At 73.9% G+C, this 18,004-nt stretch carries 9 protein-coding genes; all 9 read right to left on the reverse strand.

The window, feature by feature from the left end:
• Nucleotides 1–138: 138 nt before the first annotated feature.
• Entirely contained in the window at nucleotides 139–1,446 is a 1,308-nt protein-coding gene (locus ACWCWD_RS02550; protein ID WP_450769630.1) for a methylaspartate mutase, read from the reverse strand.
• Nucleotides 1,443–1,859 carry a cobalamin B12-binding domain-containing protein gene (locus ACWCWD_RS02555; protein ID WP_450769632.1) on the reverse strand — a complete coding sequence of 139 codons (417 nt, stop codon included), beginning with the start codon at nucleotides 1,857–1,859 and terminating at the stop codon, nucleotides 1,443–1,445. Before ACWCWD_RS02555 ends, ACWCWD_RS02550 begins: the two co-directional genes overlap by 4 nt.
• A 290-nt stretch (nucleotides 1,860–2,149) precedes the next feature.
• A complete protein-coding gene (locus ACWCWD_RS02560) occupies nucleotides 2,150–2,365 on the reverse strand; it encodes an MbtH family protein (RefSeq protein ID WP_450769634.1) in 216 nt (71 codons plus the stop codon).
• The gene (locus ACWCWD_RS02565) at nucleotides 2,362–9,516 is read right to left on the reverse strand and encodes an amino acid adenylation domain-containing protein (protein ID WP_450769636.1); all 7,155 of its coding nucleotides are present in this window, start codon (nucleotides 9,514–9,516) and stop codon (nucleotides 2,362–2,364) included. Before ACWCWD_RS02565 ends, ACWCWD_RS02560 begins: the two co-directional genes overlap by 4 nt.
• A gap of 205 nt (nucleotides 9,517–9,721) precedes the next feature.
• On the reverse strand, nucleotides 9,722–13,540 hold the full coding sequence (locus tag ACWCWD_RS02570; RefSeq protein ID WP_450769638.1) for a condensation domain-containing protein: 3,819 nt from the start codon (nucleotides 13,538–13,540) through the stop codon (nucleotides 9,722–9,724).
• Nucleotides 13,541–13,608: 68 nt separating this feature from the next.
• The gene (locus tag ACWCWD_RS02575; RefSeq protein WP_450769640.1) at nucleotides 13,609–15,495 is read right to left on the reverse strand and encodes a non-ribosomal peptide synthetase; all 1,887 of its coding nucleotides are present in this window, start codon (nucleotides 15,493–15,495) and stop codon (nucleotides 13,609–13,611) included.
• Nucleotides 15,496–15,503: 8 nt separating this feature from the next.
• Complete coding sequence (locus ACWCWD_RS02580; protein ID WP_450769642.1) at nucleotides 15,504–16,538, reverse strand: TauD/TfdA family dioxygenase; 1,035 nt, start codon at nucleotides 16,536–16,538, stop codon at nucleotides 15,504–15,506.
• Between the two features lie 85 nt (nucleotides 16,539–16,623).
• Nucleotides 16,624–17,403, reverse strand: a complete 780-nt coding sequence (locus tag ACWCWD_RS02585; RefSeq protein ID WP_450769643.1) for a thioesterase II family protein — start codon at nucleotides 17,401–17,403, stop codon at nucleotides 16,624–16,626.
• A partial coding sequence (locus ACWCWD_RS02590) for a phosphopantetheine-binding protein (RefSeq protein WP_450769644.1) occupies nucleotides 17,400–18,004 on the reverse strand: 605 nt, incomplete at its 5' end. The genes ACWCWD_RS02590 and ACWCWD_RS02585, both read right to left, overlap by 4 nt.

Genomic DNA, 18,004 nt, shown 5'->3' on the forward strand with positions numbered 1-18,004 from the left:
TGGTGTGGGAAGGCCGGGTGGCGAGGGGGCCGGGAGAGCTGGTGTGGGAGGGCCGGGTGGCGAGGGGGCGTGGCGAGGGGGCGTGGTGTGGGGGCCGCGGGGAAGGGCCGCGGGCCGGGTCGGGGAGTGGCCGGGCGGTCAGGTCGGCCGGGGCGCCAGGCTGTCGGGCGCCCGGACGGCCACCGGGTCGCGGGGCGCCCGGTCGTAACGCACGGCCATGTGGTGGAGGGCGGTGAGCAGACCGTCGGCAGTGAGCGGAGTGAGGTCGTCCGGGGCGTCGGGGCGGATCGGCATGGCGCCGGTGTCCGACCAGCGGAGGCGGCCGTCGGCGCCGATGACGCTGCGGGAGCGGCCCGCGTTGTCGGGGTGGAGGCAGAACGGCACGTCGAGCAGGCCGCGTTCGAAGGCGATCGGCAGTGCGCGGGCGAGGTCGGCGTGGAGGCCGAGGACGGTTTCCACGAGGGTGCGGGCCTCTTCGTAGACCTCGCTGCGGGTGCCGTGGGCGGCCGGGGCCGGCGGGCCGGCGAGCGCCGCTGCCGCGGCGGCGGTCTCCAGGGCACGGACGTTCTCGTCGACGGTGGGGATGCGCCGGGACTCGGCGGTCGTCTTGACGAGGAGCCGCTGCGCCCCGGACCGCAGAGCGAGGCGGGCGGACGCTTCGAGGAGACGGGTCGCCCCGCGCTCCGTGCGTGGGTAGACACCCATGTACGTGTAGAGGACGACGTGGTGGTCCACACCGGCCGGAAGGAGTTCGCCGGCCAGCCTTCGCAGCGCACGTACGGCCTCCTCGTCCTGGCCAGGGTCGGTCTGTTGCGCGTAGCTCAACGAGACGCTGCGCAGGCCGTGCTGGGCGAAGAACAGGCACTCCAGCACGCTCATGGCGACGAGCAGCCCGGGCGGGCAGAGCTGGCCCAGCAGGCAGCCGCCGAAGCTCTCCAGATGCGGGACGGAGCCGGAGCGGGCGCTCGCGGCGAGGAGCTCGCAGCCCTCGGCCCACGCCGTGACGGACTCCCGCAGCGGGGTGCGGCCGTAGGGCAGGCAGTACGAGACGGGGCCGCCCTCGGTCGCGTCGAGACCCGCCGCGACCAGGGCCCGGACGATGTTCTGCGGGCGGGCCGAGCCGTGCCGGACCTGGACGGGGAACCCGTCGTCGTGGAGACCGCCGAGCAGGGCCCGGGTGACTGCGATCGGGTGGGTGGCGATGGGATAGCCGTTGAGCCGGGTGCCTTCGGCGAGGGCGGCACGGGCTCCGGCGAGGTCGCCGACGCGGGTGTAACTGTCGATGGTGAGCGTGCCGACGGTCGTGGCGGTGGCGGCCCGGGTCCGCGCCAGACCGGCGCGCATGGCCTCGGGGTCGCCGAATCCCATGCGGGGCTGGACGACCAGCCGGCCCGCGGCGGCGGAGTCCGCGACGAACGCGCCGAAGGGACGCGGGCCGTCGTTCATGCCGCCGCCGCCCGGGCACGGGCCGCGAGGAAGGCGCACAGCGCCTCCAGGTCATCGGCGTCCTCGCCGAGGACGGCGTCGCAGCCCGCTTCGCGCAGCCGGGCCGCCTCGGACCCACCGCCGTGGCCGACGACGCCGAGCTTGCCGCCGACGGCCAACGGCAGTGCGGCCAGGTCAGGTTCGGCGCGCAGCACGCGCACGGCGGCGAGGGCGTCCCGGTAACCGTGGCCGTTGACGCTGCTGAGCACGACCGCGTCGGGGGTGTGCCGACGGCAGGCGGCCGCGAGCAGGCCGGGACTCACGCAGGGGCCCAGCGTGACGACGTCGTGCCCCCGCTCCTCCAGGAACAGCCAGAGATATACGAGGTTCCAGGTGTGGGAGTCCGAAGCGGTTCCGCTCAGGAGTATCTTCATGCCTTCGACGATATTTCTCCCGGTGCTTCCCGGGAGGAAGTCGAGCGGCAGAAACGGGCGGCAGTTTCACGCCCGGCGGTCCGTCCGGAAGTTCCCTTCCCGGCATCCTCCCCGGGTTCCCCCGGTCGCCTCCCGGAGGGCGTTCCGCGAGTGTTCCCCGTCTCTCCGCTCCGCCGATTCCCCGTCCACCCGACCTCCGGTGTGCCGGCACCGCGTTCTCCCGCGAGGCGTACGAAAAGGGCCGCGCCCCGCAGGATCTGCGGGGCGCGGCACGGGGTGACGAGAGTTCCTCAGGCGTACTGGGCGACCAGGCTCCGGGGGCGGATGTCGGTCCAGTTGGCGGTGATGTACCGCAGCGCCCCGGAGCGTTCTCCGGGACCCCACACGCTGGTCCAGCCGGCCGGGACGTCGGCGAACGCGGGCCACAGGGCGTGCTGGTCCTCGTCGTTCACCACGACGTGGAAGGCACCCTCGGAGTCGTCGAAAGGGTTCACGTTGTCGCTCATGAATAACTCCTCGTTTCGTTTTCCCGCAGGTTGTTCCCCTGCAGTGCGGAGAGTTTCTCCGCGATGATTCTTCCGATGTGCGTGAGAGGTTCTTCCTCGGCCATCCGCAGATGACCGAATTCCACGGTGTGGTTCTCGACCGCGCCTTCCAGGAAAGCGTTCCAGGTGGCGGCCAGCGCGCCTTCCGGTTCACCGGGTCTGCGGGCCGTGAAGAAGACCGCACCGGTGTCGGCGACGCCCGGCGTGTGCCGGGACATGAGGGCCGCGTGGGTCTGGGAGGCGCGCAGCACGGCCCGCACCTCTTCGGTGCTGAAGCCGCCGAGGACGGGGTCCTCCCGGCGCACGCGCTCCACCGCCGCCGGTATGTCGTCCTCGTGGAGTGTCCCGGAGGCCGCCGCCCGTTCCTCGGGCGGCAGGACCGACACGCTGCCGGGGCCGGTCTGGTGCACGTCCATCAGCGCCAGGAGTTCGACCCGCTGGCCGGCCTCGCGCAGCCGCACGGCCATGGTGTGGGCGACGATGCCGCCGAAGGACCAGCCGAGCAGCCGGTAGGGCCCCCAGGGCTGGACCTGCCGGATGCGCTCCAGATAGTCGTCGGCCATCTCCTCGACGGTGCGCGGGCGGTAGCCGGGCTCGCTGAGCGCGCGGGCCTGGAGTGCGTAAAGCGGCTGGTCCTCGCCGAGGTGACGGGTGAGACCCGCGTAGGACCAGCCGACCCCGGTGCCGGGGTGTACGCAGAACAGCGGGCGCCGGGAGCCGCGGTCGCTGAGCGGGAGCAGGACGCCCATGGCGCCCGCCGTGCCGTCGTGGTCGTGCGGGTCGAGCAGCCCGGCCGGGGTCGGGGACCGGAACAGGTCGCGGACCGTCCGGTCGACGCCCAGTACGGAGCGCACCCGGCTCACCAGGCGTACGCCGAGCAGCGAATGGCCGCCCAGGGCGAAGAAGCTGTCGTCCAGGCCGACCCTCGGGACCCCCAGGATCTCGGCGAACAGCCCGCACAGCACCTCCTCCCGGGCGTTGCGCGGCGCGCGGTGGGACGCGGCCGGGCGGTCCGGCGCGGGCAGCGCCCGGCGGTCCGGCTTGCCGTTGACGGTCAGCGGGAGGGCGTCCAGGACGACCACCGCGGAAGGCACCAGGTGCCCGGGCAGCGAGGCGCGAGCCAGGGTGAGGAGTTCCGCCTTCGTGACCGTGCTCCCGGCACGCGGTACGGCGTACCCGACGAGGCTCCGGTCGCCCGGCCGGTCCTCCCGGACGACCACGAGGGCCTGGCCGACCGAGGGGTGGGCGGCGAGCGCGTGCTCCACCTCCCCGGGCTCGATCCGCACACCGCGCAGCTTGACCTGGCCGTCCGCACGGCCCAGGAACCGCAGCTCGCCGCCGGGTGTCCACACCACGCGGTCGCCCGTCCGGTACATCCGGCTGCCGTCGGCCTCGAACGGGTCGGGGAGGAACCGCTCGGCGGTCAGGTCGGGCCGGCCGAGGTAGCCGCGCGCCACGTGCGAGCCGGCGATGTACAACTCGCCCGGCACCCCCGGCGGAACGGGCCGCAGCGCCTCGTCGAGCACGTGGCTGCGGGTGTTGTCCATCGGGCGGCCCAGATGCAGCCCGCTGTCGCCGAGAGAGCTCCGGCCGCCCGTGAGCCACTGGTTGTGCGAGGCGAAGGTCGTCTCGGTCGGGCCGTACGAGTGGACCAGCACGGTGTCCGGGCAGTGCGTCAGGACCCGCTGGACGGCCGTCGGCGACGCGACGTCGCCGCCCGTCCACACCTCGCGCAGCAGCCGGAGCGTGTCCAGCGCCTCGTCGGCCATCACGTGGAACAGGCCCACCGTGAAGTAGGCGGAGGTGACGCCGTGTTCACGGACGGCGCGGTCGGTCTCGGCGAGGTCGGTGCCGTCGCCCCGCATGATCACCAGACTGCCACCGTTCAGGAGCGGCACCCAGATCTCGAAGACGGAGGCGTCGAACCCGGTCGCCGAGTGGACCAGCATCCGGCCCGCCCCGCCGGGCGCGGTGTCCCGGTCCGCGGCGAGCTCGGTCACATTGCGGTGGGTGACGCCCACGCCCTTGGGGCGGCCGGTCGATCCGGACGTGAACATCACGTACATCAGATCGTCCCCGCCGACGGCTACGTCCCGCCGCTCCGCAGGACCGGCCTCCGGGGCGGGCTCGTCGATCAGGAGCACCGAAGGGGCTGAACTTCCGGGCGACGTCACCATTCCCGCGTGTTCGGCGACCGTGGCGACGAGACGGACCCCCGCGTCCTCGGTCATCATGCGGACGCGGGCCCCGGGCAGCCCCGGGTCCAGCGGAAGGTAGGCGGCGCCGCACTTGAGGACGGCGAGCGCCGTCACCACCAGCGGCACGCCACGCTCAAGGAGCACCCCGACGACGTCGCCCACGCGCACCCCGGCCGCCGACAGCCGGTCGGACAACTCCGCCGCACGGGAGTCGAGTTCGCCGTAGGACACGCACTCCCCGTCGCTGATCAGGGCGGGCGCCGCAGGGGTGAGCGCGGCCCGGCGGGCGATCGCATCGGGGACGCCGGCCCGGTCCCGCGTCACGGCGGCCGTGTCGTTGTACTCCGCGACCAGCCGGAACCGTTCGGCGTCGGTGAGCAGGTCCACGTCGCCGACGCGCACCCCGGGATCCTCGGCGGCGACGCGCAGCAACCGCTCGACGTGAGCCGCGAGCAGGGCGGCCGTCGCGGAGTCGAACAGGTCGGTGGCGTACTCCAGACCGCCCGCGAGCCCGGCCGGCCGGCCCTCGCCGTCCCGTCGCTCCGACAGGGCCAGAGTCAGGTCGAACTTGGTGGACAGCGTCTCCAGCGGGGCCGGTCCGGTCCGCAGCACCGGGCCGTCGCCGACGCGTGCGGTGTAGTCGTGGTGGAGCTGCACGACGATCTGGGCCAGCGGGTGGTGGGCGGTGCTGCGGACCGGATTGAGGTGCTCGACGATCCGGTCGAAGGGGATGTCCTGGTGGGCGTAGGCGGCGAGGTCGGTGTCGCGGACCCGTTCCAGCAGTTCGGTGAAGGACGGGTCGCCGGAGGTGTCGGTGCGCAGGACGAGGGTGTTGACGAAGAAGCCGACCAGATCGCTCAGGGCCTCGTCGTCGCGGCCCGCCGTCATGGTGGCCAGCGGCAGGTCGGTGCCCGCGCCGTGGCGGGTGAGGACCGCGGCGAGGGCGGCCTGCAGGACCATGAGCAGGGTGGCACCGCTGCGCCGGGCCGTCTCCTCCAGCGCCCGGTGGGTGGCCGCGTCGAGGGTGAGGGGGGCGTGGCCGCCCCGGTGGGTGGCCTCCGCCGGGCGGGGGCGGGCGGCCGGCAGCCGGAGCACCGGCGGGGCGCCGGCGAGAGCACGTTCCCAGAACGCGAGGTGCTCCCCGGCCGCCGGGCCGTCCAGCACTTCCTGCTGCCAGAGTGTGTAGTCGGCGTACTGGACGGGAAGCGGCTCCCAGTCCGGTGCGTGGCCCCCGGCCCTGGCGGCACAGGCGGTGGCCAGGTCGGCCAGGAGAGGGCCGGTGGACCAGCCGTCGGCGGCGATGTGGTGGACGACCAGGACCAGGAGCGGGTCGCCGCCGTCGTCGGGGCCGAGCAGAGAGGCCCGCAGCGGGATCTCCTCGGCGAGGTCGAAGACGTGCCCCGCGGCCGCGGCGACCGCGGCCTGCAACCGCTCGGCCGGGACGGTCCGGACGTCCAGCACCGGCCGTGCGGAGCCGAGGATCTCCTGGTGCGGCTCGCCCCCGGCCGACGGGTAGCGGGTACGCAGCACCTCGTGGCGCTCCGTCAGGTCGGCGAGAGCCAGGGCCAGGACCTCGGCGTCGAGAGGTTCGGCGGGACGCACCACCAGCGGGATGTTGTAGGAGGAGCTGGGGCCTTCGAGCGTGTCGATGAACCAGAGCCGGCGCTGCGCGTACGAGAGCGGCAGCCGCTCCGGCCGGGCGGTGCGGGCGGTCAGTGCGGGCGGTGTCCCGGGCTCGGCTTCCCCGGTGCCGCGGGCGTCCGCGATACGGCGGGCGAGGGCGGCCGGGGTCGGTGCCAGCAGCAGGTCGCGCACGTGGATGTCGGCGCCCAGGCGGGCGCGTATCCGGTTGGCCAGGCGTACCCCGCTCATGGAGTGCCCGCCGATCGTGAAGAACCCCTCGTGCGGTCCCACCTGCTCCAGGCCCAGGATCTCGGCGAACATCTCCCTCAGCGCGTCGACGTGTTCCGCGTCCGCCCCGTCGCCGGTCCGGACGGCAGCCAGGGCGGCGGCTTCCCGGGCCGCGCGGACGGCGGTGCGCGCACGGCGGTCGTCGAGGGACCGGCGGTCCCCGGTGCCGAGCAGCGCGGTGTCGGCGACGGGCGCCCCGGGCCGCTCGGCGCCCGTGCGCAGGGCCTGCTCCAGGGAGCTCAGGAGAAGGCGGGCGGTCGCCTCGTCGAAGACGTCCCGCGCGTACTCCATCCCCAGTTCGAGACCGGCCGGAGTGCCGTCCGCCCCGCGGTGCTCCACGCACGCGGCGGTGAGGTCGAACTTGGTGGTCGTGGGGCCGTCCGCCCTGAAGGTTCCGGACAGGCCGCCGAAGGCGAAGGGGGCGTCGGCCGGGGCGGCGGTACGCAGCGTGAGCATCGCCTGGAAGAGCGGGTGCACACCGGGTGTGCGCGGCGGGTTCAGGTGCTCGACCAGCAGGTCGAAGGGGATGTCCTGGTGGGCGTAGGCGGCGAGGTCGGTGTCGCGGACCCGTTCCAGCAGTTCGGTGAAGGACGGGTCGCCGGAGGTGTCGGTCGGCAGGACGAGGGTGTTGACGAAGAAGCCGACCAGGGCGCCGAGCGCTTCGTCGTCGCGGCCCGCGACCGGGGTTCCGACGGCGATCCGGTCGCCGCAGCCGGCCGCGCGCAGGGCCAGGGCGAGGGCCGCCTGGAGGACCATCAGCATGCTCCCGCCCTGCGAGTCGGCGAGCCGGACGAGGGCCGTGTGCGCGTCCGGTCCGAGGTGTGCGGTGACCAGGCCGCCGCGGTGGCCCGGCACAGGGGGGCGGGGGCGGTCCAGTGGCAGGTCCGTGACGGCCGGCAGACCGGCGAGCGCGATCCGCCAGTGGGCGAGCCCGCGCGATACGGCCGAGTCAGGGTCGTCGGCGGTGCCGAGGACGTCGTTCTGCCAGAGGGTGTAGTCGGCGTACTGGACGGGAAGCGGCTCCTGTTCGGGGGCACGGCCCAGAGCGCGGGCCGCGTAGGCGGTGGCCAGGTCGTTCATCAGCGGGGCCAGCGACCAGCCGTCCCCCGCGACATGGTGGAGCAGCACGGCCAGCACGGCCGCCGGTCCGGAACCGGTCTCGCCCTCGGGCACGAACAGGGCGACGCGCACCGGCAGTTCGCGGGAGAGGTCGAAGGTCTCGGAGGTGAACTCGGCGACTCTCGCGTGGAGTTCGCCGGCCGGGCATTCGACGGTCCGGGCGCGGACCGTGGAGGGTGCCAGCACGTGCTGGTAGGGCTCGTTCCCGGGGGCGGGGAAGACGGTACGCAGCACCTCGTGGCGTTCGGCGAGGTCGAAGACCGCGGCGGCGAGCGCCGCACGGTCCGGCACACCGTCGAGTTCCAGCACGATCGGCATGTTGTACGCGCAGGACGGGCCTTCGAGCTGGTCGAGCAGCCACAGCCGCCGCTGGGCGTGGGAGAGCAGCACCCGGTCCTCGGCGGGCAGCGGGTCCTCGTGCACGACGGACAGGCGCGGATCCGTGGTCCTCAGCACCTTGCGGTCGATCTTCCCGGAGCTGGTACGGGGCAGGGCGGCGACGACGGAGACGGCGGCCGGCACGGCCGCGGCGGGCATGCGCTCCCGTACCAGACCGCGTAGTTCCTCGGCCCCGACGCCGCCCTCGGTGACCACGAACGCGACGAGCCGCTTGGTGCCGTCGGAGTCCTGCTGGGCGACGGTGGCGGCCTCGCGGACCTTGGGGTGGCCCGACAGGACGGAGTCGACCGCGGCGGGGTCGATGCGCTGCCCGCCGATCTTCACCTCGTCGTCGAGGCGGCCGTGGTACAGGATCTGGCGGTCCTCGCCGATGGTGACCAGGTCACCGGTGCGGTAGGCGCGCTCGCCGCCGAGTTCCGTGAAGCGGCGGGCGTTCAGCCCGGGGTTGCCCAGGTAACCCCGGGACAGGCCCCCGCCGAGCAGCCAGAGTTCACCGGAGACGACGGCCGCGCGCACACCGGGCAGCGGGCGGCCGATGGGAACGGGACCGTCACCGTGGCGGGTGAGGTCGGCGACCGTGGCGACCACCGTGGTCTCGGTGGGTCCGTACGCGTTGAGCAGCCGGACCCGTCCGCCGGTGAGCCGGCGCCACTGGGCGACCCGCTCGGGCAGCGCCGCCTCCCCGTAGATGATCACGGTCTCCAGGCACGCGGGGAGAGTGACCGAGCCGGTGGTGAGCACGTGGACGAGCTCGTGCCAGTAGGCGGCCGGCAGGTCGAGCAGGGTGATGCCGTGGTGTGCGCAGCCGGCGAGCAGATCGCGTACGTCGAGCATGTCGTCCGTACGCAGCACCAGGGTGCCGCCCGCCCCGAGGGTGGTGAACAGCTCCTGGACACTGGCGTCGAAGTGGAGGGGGGAGAACTGCAGGACGCGGGAGGCGGGACCGATGCCGTACGCGGGGGTGGCGCCCGCTATGAAGTGCGCGAGCGAGTCGTGGGCGACGACGACACCGTTGGGGGTGCCCGTGGACCCGGACGTGTAGATCACGTAGGCGGCCCCGGCCGGCGCGCCGGGACCCGGGAGGACGAGCTCGCCGCTGCGGGCCACGTCGGCGGGCGCGGGCGCCCCGCTCCCGCAGCACGCTTCGAGGATGGCCGCGTTACGGGCGTCGGGGGCCCGGACGTCGAGAGGGAGATAGGCGGCACCGGTGCCGAGGACGGCGATGAGGCCGACGACGGCGTCGATTCCGCGCGGCCGGTGCAGGGCGACCAGGCGGCCGGGGGCGGCGCCCTCGCCGGCCAGTGCCCGGGCACGTTCCCGTACGGCGTCGGCGAGCCGGCCGTAGGTCAGTGCGGTGTCCTCGTGGATCAGGGCCACCGCGTCGGGCCGGGTGCGCGCCTGACGCGCGATGAGTTCGAGCACCGGTGGGGCGTCCGAGGGAGAGGGACCGCCGTCCAGCAGGTCTTCCGTTCCGATGGGAGGCATCCTGGGCTTTCCTTCTGTCGGGGCGAGGGACCGGGGCGAACGGTTCCTCTCGCCTCCGTGTCCTCACGCTAGGGGCCCGGGGCCTTCTCCCGAGGCAGTCGGCCCGGCAGCTCGGAGCGGCAGAAAGCGGGGGCGCGGAGCTGCCGCTCCGCACCCCCGGCTCCGCACCCCCGGCTCCGTGCCCCCGCTCTCCACGGCGGGTCGTTCACCCCCGGCGGGCGCCCGCCCGGGTGCGCCGGCGAAGCGCCGGGGCGGCCCTGCGCCGGTCCGCCGGGGCGGGCCCCGCGTCCTCCGGCTCAATCGCGTCGGCGACGGCACCGGCGAGGCGTTGCGAGAGGCCAGCTGCCGTCGGGTTGCGGAACACGTCCCGCAGGGTGAGGTCCTGCCCGAATTCGGTGCGGATGCGGTTCAGCAGACGCACCGCCAGCAGCGAGTGGCCGCCGGACTTGAAGAAGTTGTCTCCGGCTCCGATGTCACGGCCGCCCAGAACCTCGCGGAAGATACCGAGCAGCCGGGCGTCCGTGCCGCCGCCGGGCGTGGGCGCGGCCTCCTCCGCGACGGCCGGGTCCTCACCGGGCGCCGGCAGCCAGGCCGTCCGGATCACCCGGGCCGGCGCCAGGTACTCGGGCAGCCGCTCCGCCGCCCAGCCGAGCAGCGTGCTCTCCGCCGGTGGCGTCCCCGGGGCGCAGGTGACGAAGACGAGGAGCCGGCCGTCACGGACGAGGGCCCGCGCACCGGTCACGGCAGGGTGCCGGACGAGGACGCTCTCCACGTGGCCCGGCTCGACCGGGTAGCCGTGGACGGTGTGGACGGCGACCGGCCGGAGCGCACCGTCCGCGCTCCGGTAGGCGCGCCGCCCGGTGGCGAGCAGCCCGCCACCGGGGGCCGGCTCGTGCACTTCGCCCGGGACGCGGACGGCGGTGCGACGCCCCTGCGCGTCGAGGACCACCGCCGGGCCGTCCCCGGGCGCGGGCTCCCCGTAACGCAGGGCGGAGAGCGGAACCCCGGCGTCCTCGGCGAACGCCTCGAGAGTCTCGGCGAGACGCCGGGTCAGCAGGCGGGCGGTGTCCGCGTCGTACAACGCGGTGGCGTACTCCAGGACACCCCGCAGACCGGTCCGCGTCCCGTCCGGGCCGACGGTCTCGGTGAGGGCGAAGGTCAGGTCGGACTTGGCTCCGGTGCCCGGGACGACCAGCGGTTCGCCGTCCAGGGCCGACGGGACGGCCGGGGCGTCGTCCGACCCCGCCGCGTTCACCTGGAGCATCACCTGCACGAGCGGCGCGTGCGCGGTCGACCGGTGCGGACTCAGGTGCTCGACCAGCCGGTCGAACGGCAGGTCCTGGTGGCTGTAGGCGGCCAGGCCCGCGTCACGGACCCGGCACACCAGCTCGGTGAGGGCCGGATCGCCCGAGGAGTCGGTGCGCAGCACCAGCGTATTGACGAAGAACCCGACGAGCGGGTGCAGCGCCTCGTCGGCCCGGCCGGCGACGGTGGTGCCGATCGCCAGGTCCTCGCCCGCGCCGTGCCTGGTGAGGAGGGCGGCGAGAGCGGCCTGCACCACCATGAACAGGGTGGCCCCTTGGCTCCGGGCCAGTCGCAGCAGCGCCCGGTGGGTGCCGGCGCCCACCTCGAACTGGGCGAGCGCCCCCTTGCCGTCGGGTTCGGGCAGGCGGGGCCGGTCGGTGGGCAGCGCGAGCAGCGGCGGTATCCCGTCGAGGGCGGTGCGCCAGTACGCGAGCTGTTCGGCGGCGATGCCGTGTTCGCCGTCGAGCAGCTCGTGCTGCCAGAGGGTGTAGTCGGCGTACTGGACGGGCAGCGGCTGCCATCCGGGGGCCCGGCCCTCGGCGCGGGCCGCGTAGGCGGCGGCGAGATCGGCCAGGAGGCATCCGGTGGACCAGCCGTCACCGGCGATGTGGTGCACCAGCAGCACCATCACCTGGTCCCCGGCAGCGTCCTCCAGGAGCCAGGCCCGGAAGGGGATCTCCTCGGCCAGGTCGAAGACATGACCGGCCGCGGCGTCCACGGCGGCGCGCAGTTCGTCCGGGCCGTCCGTCCGTACCACTTCGAGGACGGGTTCGGCGTGCTCCAGCACCTCCTGGTACGGCTCGCCGCCGGCCGACCTGTGCACCGTGCGCAGCACCTCGTGCCGTCGTACGACGTCGGCGAGGGCGGCGGCGAAGGCGGCCCGGCCGACCGGGCGGTACAGCCGGGTCACCACCGGGATGTTGTAGGTGGCGCTCGGCCCCTCCATCTGGCCGACGAACCAGAGCCGCTGCTGCGCGGCGGACAGCGGCAGCCGTTCGGGCCGCAGGGCGGCGGGCACCGGCCGCAGCTGCGGCCGGACGGGCCCGTCGCCCTGCTCGGCGAGACGACGCAGCAGCCCGGCCGGGGTGGGCGCCAGGAAGATGTCGCGGATGGCGGCCTGGACGCCCAGCGCCTTGCGGATGCGGTTGGTGAGCTTCCCGGCGAGCAGGGAGTGCCCGCCCAGCTTGAAGAAGCTGTCGCCCGGCCCCACCTCGTCCCGTCCCAGCACCTCGGCGAACAGGCCGCGAAGGATCTCCTCGCGGGGGTCGGCCGCGGAACGGGTGCGCGCCTTCCCGCCGTCACGCGGCTCGCCGGGGGTGGCGGCGTTCCGCTGCTCGGCCCGGGTGAGGGCCTCGTGACGGCGGTCGAGAGCCTTGCGCTCCGTGTCTGAGAGCAGGCCCGTCCGGCTGACGGGTGTGTCGGCCGGCTGTTCGGCGTACGCGGTCAGCGCGCGCCGGAACAGGGAGAGGAGCAGGCGGGCGGTCTCCTCGTCGTAGCGATCGGTCGCGTACTGGAGGCCGAGCAGTACTCCGTCGGGTTCGCCGTCCGGGCGGTACGTCTCGGCACAGTTGAACGTCAGGTCGAACTTGGCGGTGGCCAGGTCCGCGGCGTCGAGGGTGCCGGATACGGCACCGAGACGGCAGGTGGTGTCCTGCGCGGTCTGCGTGCTGAGCATCACCTGGAAGAAGGGGTGCAGGCCGAGGGACCGTTCGGGGTCGAGGTGCTCGACCAGCAGGTCGAACGGCAGGTCCTCGTGGGCCATGGCGGCCAGGTCCCGTTCGCGGACCTGGTCGAGAAGAGTGCCGAGGTCCGGATCGGCGGACAGGTCGGCACGCAGAGCGAGCGAGTTGACGAAGAACCCCACGAGGTCGTGCAGGTCCTCCTCGGGCCGGCCGGCGACGGGCGTCCCCACCACCACGTCCGGCTGCGCCCCGGCCGCCCGCAGGGCGACGCAGAGAGCGGCCCGGGCGGTCATGAAGAACGTCGCACGCCGGGTGCGGGCGATGCCGGCGAGCGCCTTGTGGGCGCCGGCACCGAGGCGGTCGGTGACCACGGCCCCCCGGTGGCTGGGCTCGGTGGGGCGGGGGCGGTCGGCGGGCAGCCGGGTCGCGGCCGGTACGCCGTCCAGTTCCGCCCGCCAGTGGGCGAGCTGTTCATGGGCCGTGCTGTCGGGATCGCCGGGGTCTCCGAGCATGTCCCGCTGCCACAGCGCGTAGTCCGCGTACTGGACGGGCAGTGGTTCCCATCCGGGGGCGCGGCCCTCGGAGCGGGCCCGGTAGGCCCGGTCGAGGTCGGTGAGCAGGCAGTTGACGGACCAGCCGTCGGTGGCGATGTGGTGCACCAGCAGGACCAGGACGGCGGTCCCGTCGTGCACGGCGAACAGCCGGGCCCGCAGCGGCAGGTCGCGGGTGACGTCGAAGGGGAGGCGCACGAAGGCGGTGACCCGCGCGTCCACGTCGTCGTCCGGGGTGCACTCCTCGGTCTCCAGCCGCACGTCGGGATCGCCGACGATGTGCTGGTACGGTTCCTCGTCCTCGGTCAGGTAGACCGTGCGGAGCACCTCGTGGCGTTCCACCACGTCACGCACCGCCGCCTCCAGCGCCGGGAGGTCGGGGACCGCCTCCAGCCGCAGCACGACGGGCGCGTTGTAGGCGGCCGACGCGCCTTCGAGACGGTTCAGGAACCACAGCCGGTGCTGGGCGTACGAGAGGGGGATCACGGTTGCTGCTCCTCGGTGATGGCGGGGGCGGGCGGACGTACGGGCCGGTGGCGGGACGGAGCCGTGGCTCAGCCATCCTTCGCGGCCAGCAACTCCTCGATGTGGGCGGCGAGGTCGCGCAGCTTCGGGTGGGCGTAGACCGCCTTCACCGGCAGGGCCAGGGAGAGTTCGGCCCGGACGCGGGAGACCAGCTTGATGGCGAGCAGTGAATGACCGCCCAGCTTGAAGAAGTTGTCGTCGGGGCTGATCGAGGCCGCGCCCAGGACGTGCGCCCAGACCCGGGCGATCAGCTCCTCGGCCCGCCCCTCGACGCCCTCGCCCTCCGGAGCCTCCCCGGTGGTCCCGGCCGCCTCGATCCGGGCCGGCAGTACGGAGCGGTCGAGCTTGCCGCTGGGGGTCGTCGCGAACCGGTCGACGGCGACGAAGGCGGACGGCGTCATGTAGGCCGGCAGCACGGCCGCCGCGGCGGCACGCAGCGCGGCGGCGTCCCCGCCCCGGTGATAGGCGATCAGGCACGGGTTGCCCCCCGCGTCCTCGCCCAGGATCACGGCTGCCTCGGCGGCGCCACCGGCCCGGCTCAGGACCGCCTCGATCTCCTGCACCTCGATGCGGTGGCCGCGCAGCTTCACCTGGCCGTCGAGCCGTCCCAGGTGCACGAGGCGGCCGTCCGGCAGCAGCCGGCAGCGGTCCCCGGTGCGGTACATGCGGTCGCCCGGGGCGCCGAACGGGTCCGCGACGAAACGCTGGGCGGTGAGGCCGGGGCTGCGGCGGTAGCCGCGGGCGACCCGGGGGCCCGCCAGATACAGCTCGCCCGCCCCACCCGCGCCGACCGGCAGCAGGCGCTCGTCCAGCAGCCGCATCCGCAGTCCCGGGAGCACGGCCCCGATGTGCGGCTCGCCCGGCTCGTCGATCCAGCCGGCGGTCGCGTCGACGGTGCACTCGGTGGGGCCGTACACGTTCACGGCGTTCAGCAGACCGGAACGGTGCGCTGCGACCAGACGGTCCCACAGCACCGGACCGATCGCCTCGCCCCCGACGAGCAGGGTCAGCGGGCGGGGGCCGCCGTCCGGCGTGAGCAGGTCCAGGAGCGGGTCCGCGTGCGACGGGGTGATGTCGAGATCGGTGAGGCGCTGGGCATCGACGAAGGCGGCCAGCAGGGCGGGGTCCCGACGGGTCTCCTCGTCGATCATCACCAGCGTGTCGCCGCGCGACAGCCGTACCCACTGCTGGACCGAGGCGTCGAACGACGGTGAGGCGTTCCAGCCCACCCGCCGGCCCTGGCCGGCCGCGGCGCCCGCCTCCTCCAGCTCACGCAGCAGCAGGGATGCCGCACCGCGCCCTATCTCCACTCCCTTGGGCCTGCCCGTGGAGCCGGAGGTGTAGATGACGTAGGCGAGCGTGCCCGGGCCGACCGCCACCGGCGCCCAGCCGCTGCCCGCCCCGGCCGCGGAGGCGGACAGTTCCGCCGGCGTGAGAGTGCGGAGCCCGGGGAACTCCGGTCCGCTTCCGTCGGCGACCACCAGATCGGCGCCCGAGTCCTCGACGAGCATGCGCCGCCGCTCCTCGGGGAGCGCCGGATCGACCGGCAGGTAGGCGGCGCCCGCCGTGAGCGTGCCGATGATCGCGGTGACCAGATCGGCGCCACGCGGCAGGCACAGGGCGACGACGCTCTCCGGCCCGGCGCCGAGCCGGGCCAGCCCCGCCGCGAAGGCCGAGGCCCGCTCGCGCAACTGGTCGAAGCTCAGTTCCCGGTCGCCGGCGACCACGGCGGTGCGGTCACCGGGTACGACGGCGAGCCGGGCCATCAGGTCGGCCGCGCCGGTACCCGCCGAGACGCACATGTCGCAGGGGCAGGCCGCCGGGTGGGTCGTGGCGGGGGCGGTGGCGCGCTCGGGGAGTACGGCGGTCATGGAGGGTGCGGTGGTGGTGGCGCGCTCGGGGAGTACGGCGGTCATGGCGGGGCTCACTTTCCGTACAGGGTGGTCGAGGGGGCGGAGGCCGGGGAGCAGTCGGACAGCGGCACCGGCTCACCCATGGCGACGAGGATCTTCCGGTCACCGGTGAACGCCTCGCGGCCGTGGGCGCAGAGGATGTTGTCGACCAGCATCAGATCGCCCGCCTGCCAGGTCTCCCGGACGGTCACCGACCGGTACACCTCGTTGACGGCATCGACCTCGGCGTCGGTGAGCGCGGTGCCGTCACCGAGGTAGGTGTTGAACGGCAGCCCGTCCGCACCGAAGGTGTCGATCAGCACGTCGCGGACGTCCTCGTCGAGAGTCCGCGCGTTCCAGAACGCGAAGTGGTTGAACCAGACCCGCTCACCGGTCACCGGGTGCGTGATGACGGCCGAACGCCTCTGACGCGTACGCAGGGTCTCCTCGTCCAGCCATTCGCAGCCGATGGCGTGCGCGTCGCAGTACTCCTCGGCGTCCTCGGGCCGGTCGGCGGAGAACGCCTTGCGCCACGGCATCCCCGCCAGGTCGGAGTAGTTGCGCACCAGCAGCCAGCCGGCCTCCGCGAACCGCGCGGTCAGCTCCGGCGGCAGCTCGGCCAGGGCCCGGCGCATGTCACCGACGGTGGTGGCGCCACCCGTCTCGGGGGCGGTGACGCAGCCGAAGAGCAGTACGCCCGGGAAGTCCAGGGTGTAGCTGTTCTCGTTGTGGAGCCGGATGGGCTGGACGGCCGGCAGATCGGTCGAGGAGAACACACCCTCCCCGAAGTCGGTGCGGGGGGTCGCCTTCTCCTTGTAACCGGCCCGCTCCGCGATCAGCGCGTCCCGCGCCCGGGCGAACGTCGTCGCGTCGGTGACCGGCAGGCCACGCAGCATGACCGCACCGGAGCGGTGCAGCTCCGCCTGGATCGCGGGCCGCTGGGAGGCCAGCCATGCGGTGGCCTCCGCCATGGTGGCGAACTCCGGTGTACGGACGATCGCCGGCTTGCCGGGCTCACGGACGACGGCGATACCGGTGGTGGCGGGCGGCTGGGCGAGAGCGGTCATGGTGGTTCCTCATTTCTGATTTTCTGAGCGAGGTTCGGAATTTCTGAGCGAGGTTTCGGAGGAGTGCGGGGGCCGGCCGGCGCGGTTACGCGGCCGCGGTGGCGGAGTCGCGATGGGCGTCCAGGACCGGAATCAGGCGGTCGAAGAAGCCGCGGAGGTCCTGCTGGAAGTAGAAGTGGTCGCCGGGCAGGACGTGCGGGACGACCTCGTGGCCGGAGACCCGCGACCACCCGGCGAGCATGTCCCGCGGAACGATCGGGTCGGCGTCACCGCCGAACACGGTGACCCGGCAGTCCAGCCGGGTGTCCGGGGCGGTGCACCGGTAGGCGTCGTCGATCGAGAAGTCGGCCCGGATGGACGGCAGAACGATCTCGCGCAGCTCCGGGTCGTCCAGGATGCCGTCGTCGGTGCCGCCGCGCGCCTTGATGGCGGCGACCAACTCGTCGTCGTCCAGCCGCTCCGGGTGCACCGGGCACTGGTTGGGCAGCACCGGCGCCCGGCACGCGGAGGCGATCAGCCCGCGCGGGCTGCGCCCGGCGGCCCGCAGGGCACGGGTCACCTCGAACGCCACCAGGGAACCCATGCTGTGCCCGAACACCACCAGTTCGCCGGTGTCGGCCGGCAGCGAGTCCACCACGGGCTGCGCCAGGTCGTCCACGGACACCGGCAGGTCCTCGCAGTAGCGGGCGCCGCGCCCCGGGTACTGGCCGATCAGCAGGCGCACATCGGACGGCAGGTGCTCGCGCCAGCCGCCGTAGGCGTGGGCGTTACCCCCGGCGTGCGGCAGCACCAGCAACGACAGGCTGTGCGGGGTGTCACCGGGGAGGTCCCAGACGACGTCTTCGGGGGCGGGGGAGGCGTTCATGAGGTGATCCGTTCTGTCTCGGTGCGACGGCGGAGGGTGGGCCGGGCCTTCTTGGCCGGCGCGGTCTGCAGCGCGCTGATGTGCGCGGCCAGCCGGGCGGGCGTGGGGTGCTGGAAGACGTCGCGGGCGGTGAGCCGGACGTCGAGGGCCACGGCGATGTGGTTGGTGAGGCGGGCGGCGAGGAGGGAGTGGCCGCCGAGGTGGAAGAAGTCGTCGTCGATGCTGAGCGCGGCGTCGGCACTCAGCGCGCGGGTGAAGAGGGCGACGAGGGTCTCTTCGAGCGGGTTGCGCGGGGTTCGACCGCCCGACACGACCGCGGCGGGTTCGGGGAGGGCTCGCTTGTCGATCTTGCCGTTGGGGGTGAGGGGGAGTTTGTCGAGGGTGGTGAGGTGGGTGGGGACGAGGTGTTCGGGGAGCCGCTCCACGAGGTGCCGGCGGATGTCGTCCGGGGCTGTCGGCGTGCTGGTGACGATGTATGCGGCGAGCTGCTTGTGATGCGTGGTGATGGTGGCTTGGGTGATGTGGGGGTGGGTGAGGAGGGCGGTTTCGATTTCGGCGGGTTCGATGCGGAAGCCGCGGATTTTGATTTGGTTGTCTGCTC

The organism is Streptomyces sp. NPDC001493 (assembly GCF_053597235.1).

What these genes read in the sequence shown, in the direction of transcription:
- ACWCWD_RS02550 (WP_450769630.1), bottom strand. Translation starts at nt 1,446, where the DNA reads ATGAACGACGGCCCGCGTCCCTTCGGCGCGTTCGTCGCGGACTCCGCC.
- ACWCWD_RS02555 (WP_450769632.1), bottom strand. Translation starts at nt 1,859, where the DNA reads ATGAAGATACTCCTGAGCGGAACCGCTTCGGACTCCCACACCTGGAAC.
- ACWCWD_RS02560 (WP_450769634.1), bottom strand. Translation starts at nt 2,365, where the DNA reads ATGAGCGACAACGTGAACCCTTTCGACGACTCCGAGGGTGCCTTCCAC.
- ACWCWD_RS02565 (WP_450769636.1), bottom strand. Translation starts at nt 9,516, where the DNA reads ATGCCTCCCATCGGAACGGAAGACCTGCTGGACGGCGGTCCCTCTCCC.
- ACWCWD_RS02575 (WP_450769640.1), bottom strand. Translation starts at nt 15,495, where the DNA reads ATGACCGCCGTACTCCCCGAGCGCGCCACCACCACCGCACCCTCCATG.
- ACWCWD_RS02580 (WP_450769642.1), bottom strand. Translation starts at nt 16,538, where the DNA reads ATGACCGCTCTCGCCCAGCCGCCCGCCACCACCGGTATCGCCGTCGTC.
- ACWCWD_RS02585 (WP_450769643.1), bottom strand. Translation starts at nt 17,403, where the DNA reads ATGAACGCCTCCCCCGCCCCCGAAGACGTCGTCTGGGACCTCCCCGGT.